We start from the raw sequence: 13,763 nt of genomic DNA, 5'->3' as shown, positions 1-13,763 counted from the left end.
CGGGAACTCTCTGTTTAAGAACTTAATATTTTTACTATTTCTCATCATTGCTTTAAATGGTTTATATTATAAAATTTTTTATCAACTGCTGCAGTTAAAAATCAAACTAGTTTTTGTTTTGCGATGAACAAATAATATTACAGTTTGCAAATACCTGTCAACATATTTTACTTGAATTAAATATGACCATTGTAAAACTTTCCCACAAAAACATTAGATAAATCATGTGTTTGTCGAAAGATTTTTGTTGAAAAATCATTAATATTATCTATTTTTAACCGTTATTATTTTTGAATAAGTTTTATCCAAATATTACAAGACTAAATCCAATTTTAAAAAAAGTAAGTGAAACTTAGGGGGAATAAAAGTGTTAAAAAAAATAATCGCATTAATCATTGCACTTTTTATTTTTTTCAGCGTAAATTCTGGCTGGACGAAAGCTGAATCAATCTATACAGATACATTCCTAAACGCTATTCCACTAAGTTTTGACAGTTCAGATGAGTTGTCAGAGTCATATACATCGGGTGTTTTAAACCAACAAAGAGATGCAAAATACTATTCAATCAATATGCAAAAAAATGGAGAATTGTATTTTAGTATGCAACAAAATCCTTCAGTTGAAATCGGTGTTACCTTATACGATGCAAGTGGTAAGGAGTATGAAACGTACTATGCGGATAAAGGTGTTAAAATAGAGGAATTATTTGGTCAAGGATTAGTAAAAGGAAATTACTATATTAAGGTTTTTGTGTATGAGGGAACAGGTACAGAATTACCTTACCAATTACATGTGATGCGTTTTTATGGTGATGATGTAGAGTTTGAAACAAATAACACGATCGAAACAGCGACTCCGATTAAAATTGGGCAATACTACCTCGGCTATACTGATCAATTAGATACGAGTGACTTATTTCGTTTTAAGACAAACAATATAGGTTTGATTAACATAAAAGGCACAGCTGCAGTTAAATCAGATCTAAATTATAGACTTTTAGATGAAAAAGGACATTTGATCGAAGCCAAGGTTGTAAAAGCAAGTGATCAATACTCGTTTTCATCAATATTTACGAAACAGTTAAAGCCAGGAACATATTATATTTCCGTTTCAGGTGATAGTAGAGTTTATTCAAATGAGAAATACGGATTTGTGACAACGTTTATTGAAAGTATAAAATTTGAAAAAGAGTCAAATAACACGCTTAAACAAGCAAATTCAATTAGTGCAAATATACAATATCACGGGTTATTAACCGAGAAATCAGATAAAGATATTTTTAAATTTTATGCTTCTACGACTAAGTATGTAAGCATTTATTTTAATCGTCTTGAAAAGACTGCATTTAAGATTCATTTGATCAATAGTAAAGGCAGAGTCGTTAAAACTTATACAACTAAAAAAGGGAATGAATCAATCGTAAAACTAGGTGAGATAAGACTAGCAAAAGGTAGCTATTATTTAGATGTTGAATATTACGAAGGCGAAAGTGAAAACGTATTATATCAATTTTTATTAAAATAGACTTTATACCAATATTTTTTATATATTTCAATATAATGTTCAGCCCTGAATGAGTCCTCTATATGGACTCATTTTCTGTGTTGAAAAAGAAGCAAATAACTCTGTCAAACAGGCAAATCTAATTAGTTCAAATACTGTTTATCATGGCTTATTAAACCAAAAGACAGATAAAGACTTTTATAAGTTTAATGTAGCAAAGAGTAAAACAGTAGCATTTAACTTTAAACGCCTTGAAGATACAGCTTTCAAAGTGAAAGTATTAAACAGTAAAGGGAAAATAGTGAAAACATTTACTACGAAAGTAGGGGATGAAGCCTTTGTTAAAATTGGTAGCTTAAATTTAGCAAAAGGTACATATTATCTGGATGTTGAGTACCTTCAAGGATATAGTTATAATGTATTGTATAATTTTTCTTTGAAGTAAACATGAAATAAAATGGCTGGGTTGAATTAAACGTAGGTTCTGGCACACTTGGTTAGATCATTGGTATCATGTAAGGTTTGTAGAAGATTAAGTATGTATTCAAAAAAATGACTACTTACCTAATATAAAAAAGCTCCCTTATTAACTTAAGGAAGCTTTTCTAACTCATTAGCCAAATATTTAGCTTTTTACAGCCCATTTCAATGTAGTCGTATTCATAAATGGAACGGTATAGATACCTTTAAGTTTCGAACTTTGGAGAACACCATTGCCTCTTTGGTAAAGAGGGATAATGACGGTATCATCTAACAATTGCTTTTCAGCATTTAAGAAGTATGTCCAACGCACATCCAAATCAGTTTCTTTGTTTGCTAGATCAAGGTAATTATCATAGGTCGAATTAGAATACCCTGATGAATTAAATGCACTATTGGATGTAAACAAGTTTAAAAATGTAGAACTATCCACATAATCTGGCCCCCAGCCATAGATTATCAAATCATACTCTTTCATAGTATCCATATCTAAAAGTTGATAAAATGGTACAGCCTTTACATTGATGACTAAGTTCTCTAAATTTGATTCTAATTGCTGTTTTATTCGCTTTCCATATAAGATGCTCAGTGAAGAGTCGCTTACAATTAAGTTCAATTTTATTGTTTCTTGATTTAGTTGTGATTTACCTTTGTACCAATATTCTTTCGCTTTTTGGGAATCTTTTAATAAAATTGATTGGTTAATACTAGAAAAATCAATCCCCTTATTATAACTAAAGCCTTTAGGAACCAATGTATTTAATGGAGAATTAAACGTCCCTTCTGATAATTTTGATTTATCTAGCGTTAAGGCAAGTGCTTTTCGGACATCATGGTTGTTTAATACTTTATTTTTCAAATTCGTTTTTAAATAAAAACTAGTTTGTTCCAATTGTTGCTTTAACTCTTTTCTATTTTTAACTGTTGAGTAAAGTGTACTGCTCAGTGTAATTCGATCTAACTTACCTTTTGAATACATAGAGTACATTGTTTTTTCATCCGGAATAATTGATAAGTTTACTTCTTTTATCTTTACTGCTTTTTGATCCCAATAAAATGAATTTTTAACTAGTTTAATTGATTTGTTATAGTTCCAAGTTTTTACAATAAATGGGCCATTATATAAAGTTGTTGATGCTGCTACCCCATAGTCTTCTGAATGTTTTTTAGAGAAACTCTCTTTTTGTGGATAGAATGTTGGGAATGCAAGTAACGAAAGAAAGTAAGGTGTAGGATTTTCTAGTTGAACTTGAAGTGTTTGGTTATCAATTGCTTTTACGCCTAATTTATCAGCTGATAATTTTCCATCAATAATTTTGTCTCCGTTTTTTATCGAACTCATTAGGAAATTATATTCTGCTGCCGTTCTAGGGTTAACTACTTTATGCCATGCGTAAACAAAATCATGAGCTGTAACTTGAGTACCATCTGACCACTTTGACTTTCTAAGTGAAAAAGTATATGTTTTTAAATCTGAACTTACTTTATAATTGACTACTAAACCTGGTTTTATTTCATTTTTGCTATCTAGTACGAATAATCCCTCCATCACATCATCAAGCACATCAAATGATGCTTTATCAGTTGTGATTGTTGAGTCTAGATATACTTCTGATGGAAGAGCAAGATTTAATACATCTTTCGCAGGTAATTTTTTTTGTACAACTGCCTTACTTTGAATGGGCAAGATACTAAGAGAAATCAAACTTGCGCAAACAATTGAAACTAATTTTTTCATAAAATCCTCCTATTATACATAAAAAATTAAGAAAATTGTAACATTTTGTCACTAGGAAGATTATACTTCGAAATGGAAAATTCTAAATGGGTATATTTTCCTTTTTTAATCCAAAACGATTCGAACTTGTTGCGTTCAAAACAACTAACCCTTAGTTGAAACTAAGGGGCTATTTTTTTCTGTTCGATTGGCAAAAATTGTACAGGATGTTGAATTATCAATATTTATTAGAATGTAGTATGATAGAATGTATGATATTTTTATACGATAGTAAGATATTCGTGAATATAGATAAAATAATCAACAAATAGTAGGAGAGCTCAATGAGAAAATTTAAGAAGGTTTATATAGAGATTACGAATATTTGTAATTTAAAATGTAATTTTTGTCCAAGCCCAACGTTAGAACGCCCTTTAAAGTTTTTGGATGAAAAAGCATTTACACATGTTGTTAATTCAGTCAAACCATATACAGATCATATTTATTTTCATTTGATGGGTGAGCCATTTTTAAATAAGCAGCTAGGACGATTTTTAGATATTAGCCATGAGAATGGTTTGAAAGTGAATTTAACGACAAATGGTACGTTAATTAATAAAGTAAAAGATTTATTAATTGAATCTAAAGGATTAAGACAAATCAATTTCTCACTTCATAGCTTTGAGGCAAATGATTTAACAAAGGATTTGCATGATTATGTAGAAAATATTACAAATTTCATTAATGAAGCAAATGAAAAAAGTGATATGATTTGTGCGATTAGATTATGGAATATGGATAGCGAAGAATTGAAGGCAAGTAATACATTAAATATCGATATCTTAAATTTATTAGAAGAAAAATTAAACTTAGATTTTTCTTTAAGTGAAAGATTACAGGAAACGCATAATATTAAATTACGTAATAATGTGTATTTAAATATGGCTGAAAAATTCCAGTGGCCAGATATGGGTAACGATATTATCGATGAAAATGTTTTCTGTTACGGCTTAAGGGATCAAATTGGCGTATTAGTTGACGGAACTGTGGTACCTTGTTGCCTAGATAGTGAAGGGAAAATCCCATTAGGTAATATTTATGAAACGTCTTTAGAGGATATATTAAATTCTGAACGTGCAAGAGCGATTTATGATGGATTTTCTAGAAGATGTGCAGTTGAAGATTTATGTAAAAGATGTGGATATGCCACAAGACATAAGAAATAATAAAGCAAAGCGCTTTCTTTTTTTAAAAGAAAGTGCTTTTTTTATTGAATCGTTCTGTTATGAAAAAAAAGTTATATTAATATCACAAATTTTATAGTAGTATAGTTTAGTCTGTTTAAAAATTTAGGAGGATTTACATTAATGAAAGATAATATTCAGCAAGTTAAAATAACAACAGCTGATCCATCAGCAATCGGTTTATTTGGATTAGCAATGGTTACGTTAGTAGCTTCAACACAAAAGTTAGGTATTACTGATGGTGTTTCTTTAGTCTTACCATGGGCGATATTCTTAGGTGCGATTGCACAACTATTTGCAAGTATTCAGGATTTTAAACATAATAATACATTCGGCGCTACTGCATTTGGCGGCTATGCATTTTTCTGGCTTGCAGTAGGCACTACTTGGTTAATTCAATTAGGATGCTTTGGTGAAACATTAGCGAAAGCAGCTGATGTAAAACAATTAGGTTTTGCATTTATTGGTTATTTAATTTTCTCTATCTTTATGACGATTGGTGCAATGGAAACTCATAAGGTATTATTTATTATTTTTGTACTGATTGATTGTTTATTTATCGGACTTTCATTAAGCACTTTAGGAATTATGGAACATGCAACACATACATTTGCTGCTTATAGTGAATTAGGTATAGCAATTATGTCATTTTATGGTTCAGCTGCAGCAGTATTAAATGTTCATTTTGGTAGAGAGTTTTTACCAGTTGGTAAGCCATTTGGTATTTTTAAGAAATAATATGTAAGAAACTAAAACCATATCTCTTAGTTAAGAGATATGGTTTTTTTTTCATCAATGAAGTATTGAATTTTTATTTATGCAAAAGATAGTATAGTGTTTTAAATTTGCTTATGATAATCAAAAAAAATTGGAAGGTGGAAATTTATATGGCAACAGTTTTGTATATCACAGCACATCCACATGATAAAACTACATCATATAGTATGGCAGTTGGAAGTGCATTTATCGACAGCTATAAAGCATCTCATCCTGATGATCAAGTAGTACATATCGATCTTTATAATGAACAAATTCCGAATATTGATGCAGAAGTATTTTCTGGCTGGGGAAAACTTCAATCTGGCGGAGGATTTGATACTTTATCCTCTGGAGAACAATCAAAGGTTGGCAGATTAAATGAAATTGTGACTCAATTTGTAGAGGCAGATAAATATGTATTTGTAACGCCAATGTGGAACTTTTCTTTTCCACCAGTTATGAAAAGCTATATTGACGCGGTATGTGTTGCTGGAAAAACATTTAAATATACGGAAAATGGTCCTCAAGGATTATTAGGCGGTAAAAAAGCATTGCATATTCAAGCAAGTGGTGGGGTTTATTCAGAAGGTCCTGCAGCTGGTATGGAGATGGGGCACAGATATATTGGTATCATTATGAGTTTCTTCGGTATTACTGACTTTAATGGTATTTTTGTAGAAGGTCAAAATGCATTCCCTGATCGTGCTGCTGAAATTAAAGAGCAAGCAATTCAAAAAGCGACACAAGTGGCGAAGGATTTTTAAGAGTTTACAAACCAAAAGCTCACTTTTCAGTGAGCTTTTGATGTTATTCGAGAATGTGAATTGGTAAGTAGATTCTAAAAGTTGTTCCTTTACCTTCCTTACTATACACCTCAATACTCCCCTTAAATTTTTCGATGATATTATAACAAACTGTTAAACCGATTCCGGTTCCTCTTTCTTTTAAAGAATAAAAAGGTGTTCCTAGTTTTTCAATCGTTTCAGGAGACATCCCAATTCCAGTATCAATCATTTCAATTAGTGCATAGTCATTTTCTCGGGTTAAATTAATTGTAATATACCCAGGCTCAATCATTGATTCAATTGCATTTTTAACTAAGTTAACTAGAACTTGTTTAAACTCAATTGGATTAATTTTTGTAGTGAGTATTTCATTTAAATTTAGCTGAAACCCTATATTTTGGCTATTTGCCATTGAAGCCAATAAATCTGTGATATTCAGTATTTCTTGGTTTATTTCTACTTTTTGAATTGTTTCGGTTTGTGGCTTTGCAAGAGACAAATAATCATTAATAATAATTTGGGCGTATTCTAATTCTTTTAGCATTGTTTCAATATAGAATTCATCATCAGAAGTCATAGATTTCTTTTTTTGTAAAAGTTGAACAAACCCTTTAACAACCGTAATTGGATTACGAATCTCATGAGCAATTGTTGCGGCTAATTGCCCGATTGAATTTAGTTGCTTCGCTTGTTGAATTTCATTATGATATGTTTCTAATTCAATAACTTTCGTTTCAGTTTGCAAGAATACAAATAAAAGTATGAACTGAATAGCTAAAAACTCTAAAATATTTCCAACTGGATCTAAAGCAATATAAGTAAATCGATCTTTTAAACTTGTAAAAATGATAAAAAGAACAAATGTTGGACCAATTATTACATTTAATATCCAACCGATATAAAATGCAACACGATTATATAAAAAGATTGTAAAAATAGGAATAATCGCTACAAAACTATACATTGTTGATGTTTCAGGGTAGGTCCAAAATTTTATATACACGTATAAAGAAGCGATTGTTGTAAATAAAACCTTTGAAAATGTATTGTCCGTTTTTACAAAATGTATTAAAGCATAAATAACAATACACATTAAGATAATTTGAGTAATAAGCTCTACAGGTTGCTCCTTAAATGTTAGTGGAGACAGAATTATTCCGATTGTAAGCAGTGTAACAATTGTAGCCATGAAGAAAATATAAATTCGACGACTTCTATTATTGTAGTACTCTGTATTTTTCATCATTTAATCTCCATTCTAAAATAGAAACTCATACTTTAACATTTTACACTTTTCAGAATATTATTTATAGTTAAAATTAACGTAATTTATAAGAAAATTGTAATATATTTGTATAAAACATGCTCCTAGCTAATGGTTATTATGAATCACTTCAAAGAATGAGCTAAGAAAATTCTCATAATATATCTAAAAGAATATTGTTTATATAAAAAAAAGCACCTTTAAAGGTGCTTTCAATTTGTAGACAAAGTACAACAGCTCAGATATTCAGGCTCTTTTCAATTACTACTTTCTTGAAAAGTAACGTTAATTGTGACAATTTCAGATGGATTACCTGTACGAATTGGTGGACCCCATGTACCGAATCCAGAAGAAACGACAAAGTGTGATAGATTCTTTTGCAAATAGCCCCAATCTAATTCGTAAAGCTTACGTGTAATAAGGTGATTTGGCTTAAATTGTCCGCGATGCGTATGACCTGATACTTGTAGGTCTACGCCTAAGTTTGTTGGAATATCTAATCGATAAGGCTGGTGATCTAATAAGATAATTGGTTTTGTATGATCTATATCTTTGAATAAATCATGTAATTCTAACCTATTTTTACTTGCTAAGTCTTTTCGGCCAACAATATAAAAACTATTTTCAACTAGTTCTTTTTCGTCTAAAAGAATATGAATCCCTGCGTCATTTAAATGATCAACAAGTAAATCTAAATGGCCACCGTAATAATCATGATTTCCAGGTACAGCGTAAGTGCCTATTGATGGCTTTAATTTTTTAAAAGTCTCCACCATATTTTCTTCAACAAATGGCGTAATGTCTTCATCGATGATATCGCCTGCGATTAAAACTAAATCAGGAGATAGTTTATTAATCTCATCGATTAAGAACGCTAATCTTTTATTTGTTACGAGTGTGCTTAAATGTAAATCAGATACTAAAACAATCGAAAGTGCTTTCGAATGTAAATTTGATTTTTCTACGTGAATATCATAATGAATGAATTGTGTATTTAATGCATTTCTTCTTCCTTTTACAATCAGAAAAACTATGGAGAGTATGACAGTCGTCCCTAAACTTATAATTAGTTTTTCTGAAGAGAGAGACGTAAATGTTAACAACAACCAACCGATTAAATCAGAAATCAATAATATAAAGATTAAATAGTAAATAACAGCTAGCCAGTAAGCACCTATATGATGTAAAAACTTAAAAATAGGTCTTGGGAGATGCTTTTTTAATACCCTTGATAAAATATAGGCAAAAGTAATTAACCAAAAGATGGACCAATATATTAGTTTACTTACTGTATGTAATTCGTGCTTTGATATTGTATTTATATAAATCCAACCGTGAATTCCTAAATAAAAATTTATCAATAAAAAGAAAAAGGTAACGATCACAAGATTGATAATGACTCTTCTATTCATAAATAATCCTTTCATTACTTTTTTTATTTGCATTTATAGTATAAATGTTTAAATAAATAAACTCATCTTTTATGTGAGCAAAGTCCCGAAAATATTCAACTTATCGTTTACATTAAATGGAGAATTACATAATATGGAAATATTAGGGATTTTATCGAATATTAAAGGATATTTAGAAATTTTGTCGTAATATTAAGATTGTTATCATATAGTGTAAAAACTTCAATCAGCGAGGACTAAAATCATGTTAGTTGAAAAACTTTTATTACATGTCTTAATCATATTAAGTCCAATATTAATTTACAGTATTATTTATGAAAATCATGGTTATAAGGATAAAATTTATCTTTTTGGTATGTTTCAAGCAGTGGCAGGCTTTCTTTGTATGGCGTTTCCGTATCCCGCATATGGGCTATTTTGGGATTTGCGTTATATACCTTTAGCGATTGCTTTCCTATACTGTGGTTTTAGATGGGGTATGTTAACGTTTTTATCAATCCTATTAGCAAGACTCATGTTAGGTGGAGATGCAATTCTCTTTGGAATTGTTAGTATTACATTGTCATCATTAGGGGCACTCGGATTATCAAGATGGTTTTGGAAATTCAAACCAAAGCAAAGAATTATATTAACAGCGGCCATAGGATTTTGGCCAGCACTTGTTCAATTTTGCATTTTATTTACATATTTAATTCTAAATAATGTCAGCTTTAAAACGGATTATCGTCTATTTGGTTTAATTTTAGTATTTATATTAATTGAATTAGTTGCGATCACGCTAGCTGCAAAGCTAAATGAGATATTAATAGAAAAAAAGCTTTTGCAAAGAGAGATTCAGCGTGCTGAGAAGTTGAACACATTAAGTGAAATGGCTGCATCTATTGCACATGAAGTAAGAAATCCACTTACGGTCGTAAAAGGTTTCCTCCAGTTAATGCAACAAAATAAAGATAAGCAAACTGGCGAGTATTTGCCATTAGTATTAAGCGAGTTAGGTAGGGCAGAAGGAATTATCAATGATTATTTAAACTTTGCTAAGCCTCAATTTGATAAAGTTGAAGTAGTGAATTTGAAAGAAAGTGTTTCAGATGTCGTAACATTATTAGAGCCGTTGGCATTGAAGCAAAATGTAAAATTAAAAGGTGAAATTTTAGTTGAACCTTATTTACATACTGATAAAAATCAATTAAAACAGGCACTGATTAATCTGATTAAAAATGCAATTGAGGCAACAGAATCTGGCGGTTATGTCCATACAAAACTATATGATGATGGTTACAAAGCAGTCATAACCATTCAAGACAATGGTAAAGGTATGACCAAGGAACAACTTTCACGTATCGGAACCTTATTTTATTCTACGAAAGAAAAAGGCACTGGAGTAGGAACAACTGTTTCAGTTCGTATTATAGAAGCCATGAATGGAACCATCACTTTTTCAAGTAAAATAAATGAAGGAACAAAAGTAACGATTAAATTACCTAAAGTAGAAATAGTGAAACCAAAGTAAAGCTAATAAAGAATGATTGTTGGGGGAAAAGAATGCCATACGATGTAAATTGTCCGTTTTGTAATCCACTACAGGATCGTGAACAAAACATCATTTTCGAAAATGAAACATGTTATTTTTTACAACATAATTTGGAGCAGGACGTTTTAGAAGGTTGTGGAGTAATCGTTCCTAAAAAACATCGTATGACTACTTTTGATTTAACATTAGAAGAATGGAACGGTACTTATGAATTGTTACAAAGTGCAAAAGATTATTTAAATGAACAATTCTCGCCAGATGGATATACTTTAGGATGGAATGTTGGTAAGGTTTCAAATCAAACGATTCCTCATTGTCATTTTCATATCATCCCAAGATATCATGATGAACCATTTGCAGGAAAAGGTGTTCGGAACTGGATTAAGCAGCCTGAAAATAAAAGATTAAAACTCATTCAGAAAAGGTAAATATGATTTATTGTACTTTCTTCAGGCTGTAGGGGAAGTACTAAAACTAAGATATGCAGTCTGAAGGTAAGTACCAAGTATTGTACTTACCTTTTTTCTTATTTCTTTATCGCAATCCATATTGTCCAACGGTCCTTTTCAATGATAGCTGTTTGATGATCCAATTTGCTTTGTATAGTTTGAATTAACATACTAAGCTCATCATTAGTTAGTTCATGAAGTATGGAACGCCCAGTTCTTTGGTGTAGATCATTACTTAATTGTTCAAAGTTTTGATAATGTCGTCTAGCTTCCCAGAGTTTTTCTACTGTTTTGATATAAAAGCTATTCGATTCCAAAGCCTGTATCACTTTTTGCGAAGGATATCTTCGTGAAGATTCTATGCTTTCCAGTTTGGGAAACTGTTCAAAGAAGTAACCTCTAATGTGGTGAGGGTCTCCAGGTAGTAAGCAATCCTCCGGGGTTCTATCTTGAATAATGAGCAAACCATTCTTTTTTAATAATCGATTTGCTTCTTTAAAACATGCATCTAAATCATTCAAGTGATGAATTAAAGCTCTTTGTAAAATAATATCGAAGCTGGATGATGTAAGATTTGTATGGTAGGCATTTCCTTGTAAAAATGTAATGTTCTCGAGTTCTTTACAATTTTCAGTGGCTCCCTTTAACATTTCCTCTGAAAAATCTACAGCGGTTACTTTAGCACCTAACATAGCCAAAGCTTTAGAATAAATACCACCTCCACAGCCGATATCAACAACCTGTTTACCGTTCACATCAATATGATTCTTTATAAAATCAATCCAAGATTGATCTGCTAATCTGGTGGTATAACTAAGTTTATTTTGCTCTTCATGAAAATTAATGGACATACAAGATACCTCCTTACATATGGCATAATTTGGTGATACTCTTATTATAGTTCACCAATATTTTCTGGCTAATATTGAAAAGTTATAAAGATTAATAAGTTCTCGTTATGGCATTTATACAGGGTATATTAAGGAAATGGTAGGGTTGTTTTAACTAATAGTTTGAAATGATTAAGGAGGTAAGGAATCGTGTCAGGTACAATTGAGCATTTTGAAAGTCTTCGTTCTGAATTCATCAACGATTATGATGCAACAAAAGGAAGTATCTTTGGACATAAAGGTTTAAAAGTACAAGGGAAAATTTTTGCGTTTTATAATGAACCAAATCTTGTCGTAAAGTTAAAAAAAGAGGATGTTGAAGAAGCATTAAAAGTAGTAGGAACACAAAACTTTGATCCGATGGGTGGTAAACCGATGAAAGAATGGGTTGAGATTCCATATGATCATAAGCAATGGTTTGATTATGGATTAAAAGGCATGATGTATGTAAAAAGTTTAATAAAATAAAACCTCCAAATCGGAGGTTTTATTTTATTAAACAAGCAACAATTCCTACGATTGGAATGGCGGTTACTAAAGCATAGCTAATCTTTTCAAGAGCTGAAATAAGAGGCTTTGCTTCTTCTTTTGTTGAATGATTAATTAGTAATTCTTTACTTTGTCTTCTAATTAGAAAAGCATTAATAGCCGCTACAATTAGAATTAAGATAGCAGGTAATGTACTGTTCATTGTAGAAGATTCTATCCCGTTATAGCCTAGTATGATGAACAAGATTGGTAGTGCTTCAACAACGGCTACGCCAATAAACATTTTTGATTGAAAACTAGCACTCTCATCTGGTTTTACTGCTATATTCTTTAAAGCGTTACGTACAACAAAGCTAATCCCTGTCGTAGCAATGAAGCTTGCAATGATAAAATAAATTAAAGCATCCATGAAGTCACCTCAAACGTTTCTAAGTTAATTATACAAGAGTTAATTATACAAGAGTTAATTATACAAGAGTTAATTATACAAGATTATATAAAAGTGAAAAGGGGTATGGTGAAATGGCTGAAAGAATTGCAATCTCATGGAGTGGAGGAAAGGATTGCTGTTTGGCATTACATAGATTAATAGAAAGCAATCAAGAAGTCGCTTGTTTATTTTCAATGGTTTCTAAAAAAGATGGTCGAAATCATGCTCACGGTACACCACTTCCTTTTTTACAAATGCAGGCAGATGCACTGGGGATACCACTTATTATGATAGATTCAGCTGGTGATTATGAACAATCAATTATAAATGGATTAAGGGAAATGAAGGAAGAATTAGAGATTACTGCTGTAGCATTCGGTACTTTATATGTAGATGAAGATAAAAAATGGAATGAAGAAATCGCAATAAAAAGCGGGTTAAAGTCACTATTTCCAGTTTGGATTCATAAAAATGAATCATTAATCTTGTTAGATGAATGGCTAAATAGTAACTATAAAGCGATTATCTGTAGAGCAAGAGAGTCGCATTTTGAGGCTAACATTGTTGGACAAACAGTAACTGAAGAACTGAAAGAGCTACTCATTCAAAAAGAAATATGCGTTATGGGTGAAGGCGGAGAGTACCACACATTTGTAGTAGATGGTCCTTTATTTACTAAAAGGCTAAACATAACGGAGTCGGAAACGATTCTAAATACTGATTTATGGTCATTGAATATTAAAGAGATGAAAATGGTAGAAAAGTAAATAAGTATACTTTAATTTTTAAAAGTATATACTTTTAATTCG

Annotated in this window: 14 protein-coding genes and 1 other annotated feature (1 of these 15 only partly in view); of the genes, 9 read left to right on the top strand and 5 right to left on the bottom strand. The window is 31.0% G+C overall.

Features of this window, described 5'->3' with window-relative positions; translation table 11 throughout:
• Window positions 1-57 (bottom strand) — a binding site (T-box leader); it reaches 208 nt to the left of the window's first position.
• Window positions 58-367: 310 nt separating this feature from the next.
• Both ABID96_RS18795 and ABID96_RS18790 read left to right on the top strand, forming a co-directional pair.
• The gene (locus ABID96_RS18795) at window positions 368-1,525 is read left to right on the top strand and encodes a hypothetical protein (RefSeq protein WP_192603787.1); all 1,158 of its coding nucleotides are present in this window, start codon (window positions 368-370) and stop codon (window positions 1,523-1,525) included.
• 49 nt (window positions 1,526-1,574) lie between these two features.
• Entirely contained in the window at window positions 1,575-1,949 is a 375-nt protein-coding gene (locus ABID96_RS18790) for a hypothetical protein (protein WP_192603788.1), read from the top strand.
• 180 nt (window positions 1,950-2,129) lie between these two features.
• On the opposite strand, the gene ABID96_RS18785 is transcribed toward ABID96_RS18790, so the two are convergent.
• Window positions 2,130-3,722 (bottom strand): peptide ABC transporter substrate-binding protein, encoded by a 1,593-nt coding sequence (locus tag ABID96_RS18785; protein WP_192603789.1) that lies wholly within the window; start codon window positions 3,720-3,722, stop codon window positions 2,130-2,132.
• Window positions 3,723-4,045: 323 nt separating this feature from the next.
• Between ABID96_RS18785 and ABID96_RS18780 the strand changes: the two genes are divergently transcribed.
• From ABID96_RS18780 to ABID96_RS18770, 3 genes are all read left to right on the top strand, one after another.
• Window positions 4,046-4,927, top strand: coding sequence for a radical SAM/SPASM domain-containing protein (locus ABID96_RS18780; RefSeq protein ID WP_192603790.1), 882 nt, complete (start codon window positions 4,046-4,048; stop codon window positions 4,925-4,927).
• 141 nt (window positions 4,928-5,068) lie between these two features.
• Window positions 5,069-5,683: an acetate uptake transporter gene (locus tag ABID96_RS18775; RefSeq protein WP_192603791.1), complete on the top strand. Its 615-nt coding sequence runs from the start codon at window positions 5,069-5,071 to the stop codon at window positions 5,681-5,683.
• 149 nt (window positions 5,684-5,832) lie between these two features.
• A complete protein-coding gene (locus ABID96_RS18770) occupies window positions 5,833-6,468 on the top strand; it encodes an FMN-dependent NADH-azoreductase (protein ID WP_192603792.1) in 636 nt (211 codons plus the stop codon).
• Window positions 6,469-6,511: 43 nt separating this feature from the next.
• Here ABID96_RS18770 and ABID96_RS18765 read toward each other — a convergent pair whose 3' ends face one another.
• Window positions 6,512-7,732: an ATP-binding protein gene (locus ABID96_RS18765; protein ID WP_192603793.1), complete on the bottom strand. Its 1,221-nt coding sequence runs from the start codon at window positions 7,730-7,732 to the stop codon at window positions 6,512-6,514.
• Window positions 7,733-8,010: 278 nt separating this feature from the next.
• The gene (locus ABID96_RS18760; protein WP_192603794.1) at window positions 8,011-9,165 is read right to left on the bottom strand and encodes a metallophosphoesterase; all 1,155 of its coding nucleotides are present in this window, start codon (window positions 9,163-9,165) and stop codon (window positions 8,011-8,013) included.
• 244 nt (window positions 9,166-9,409) lie between these two features.
• On the opposite strand from ABID96_RS18760, the gene ABID96_RS18755 reads away from it, so the two are divergent.
• Both ABID96_RS18755 and ABID96_RS18750 read left to right on the top strand, forming a co-directional pair.
• Complete coding sequence (locus ABID96_RS18755; protein ID WP_192603795.1) at window positions 9,410-10,675, top strand: ATP-binding protein; 1,266 nt, start codon at window positions 9,410-9,412, stop codon at window positions 10,673-10,675.
• A 32-nt stretch (window positions 10,676-10,707) separates the two neighbouring features.
• Entirely contained in the window at window positions 10,708-11,124 is a 417-nt protein-coding gene (locus ABID96_RS18750) for an HIT family protein (protein ID WP_192603796.1), read from the top strand.
• 98 nt (window positions 11,125-11,222) lie between these two features.
• On the opposite strand, the gene ABID96_RS18745 is transcribed toward ABID96_RS18750, so the two are convergent.
• A complete protein-coding gene (locus ABID96_RS18745; protein ID WP_192603797.1) occupies window positions 11,223-11,996 on the bottom strand; it encodes a class I SAM-dependent methyltransferase in 774 nt (257 codons plus the stop codon).
• A 189-nt stretch (window positions 11,997-12,185) separates the two neighbouring features.
• On the opposite strand from ABID96_RS18745, the gene ABID96_RS18740 reads away from it, so the two are divergent.
• Window positions 12,186-12,503 carry a hypothetical protein gene (locus ABID96_RS18740; protein ID WP_192603798.1) on the top strand — a complete coding sequence of 106 codons (318 nt, stop codon included), beginning with the start codon at window positions 12,186-12,188 and terminating at the stop codon, window positions 12,501-12,503.
• Window positions 12,504-12,522: 19 nt separating this feature from the next.
• Here ABID96_RS18740 and ABID96_RS18735 read toward each other — a convergent pair whose 3' ends face one another.
• On the bottom strand, window positions 12,523-12,933 hold the full coding sequence (locus ABID96_RS18735) for a hypothetical protein (RefSeq protein WP_192603799.1): 411 nt from the start codon (window positions 12,931-12,933) through the stop codon (window positions 12,523-12,525).
• A 113-nt stretch (window positions 12,934-13,046) separates the two neighbouring features.
• On the opposite strand from ABID96_RS18735, the gene ABID96_RS18730 reads away from it, so the two are divergent.
• Window positions 13,047-13,721, top strand: coding sequence for a Dph6-related ATP pyrophosphatase (locus ABID96_RS18730; RefSeq protein WP_192603800.1), 675 nt, complete (start codon window positions 13,047-13,049; stop codon window positions 13,719-13,721).
• Window positions 13,722-13,763: the final 42 nt, after the last annotated feature.

It is taken from the genome of Gottfriedia sp. OAE603, from assembly GCF_040543965.1.
Classification (GTDB): domain Bacteria; phylum Bacillota; class Bacilli; order Bacillales; family Bacillaceae_G; genus Gottfriedia; species Gottfriedia solisilvae.
Note: the sequence above shows the minus strand (reverse complement) of the source record. Positions and strands in the feature narration are given on the sequence as shown.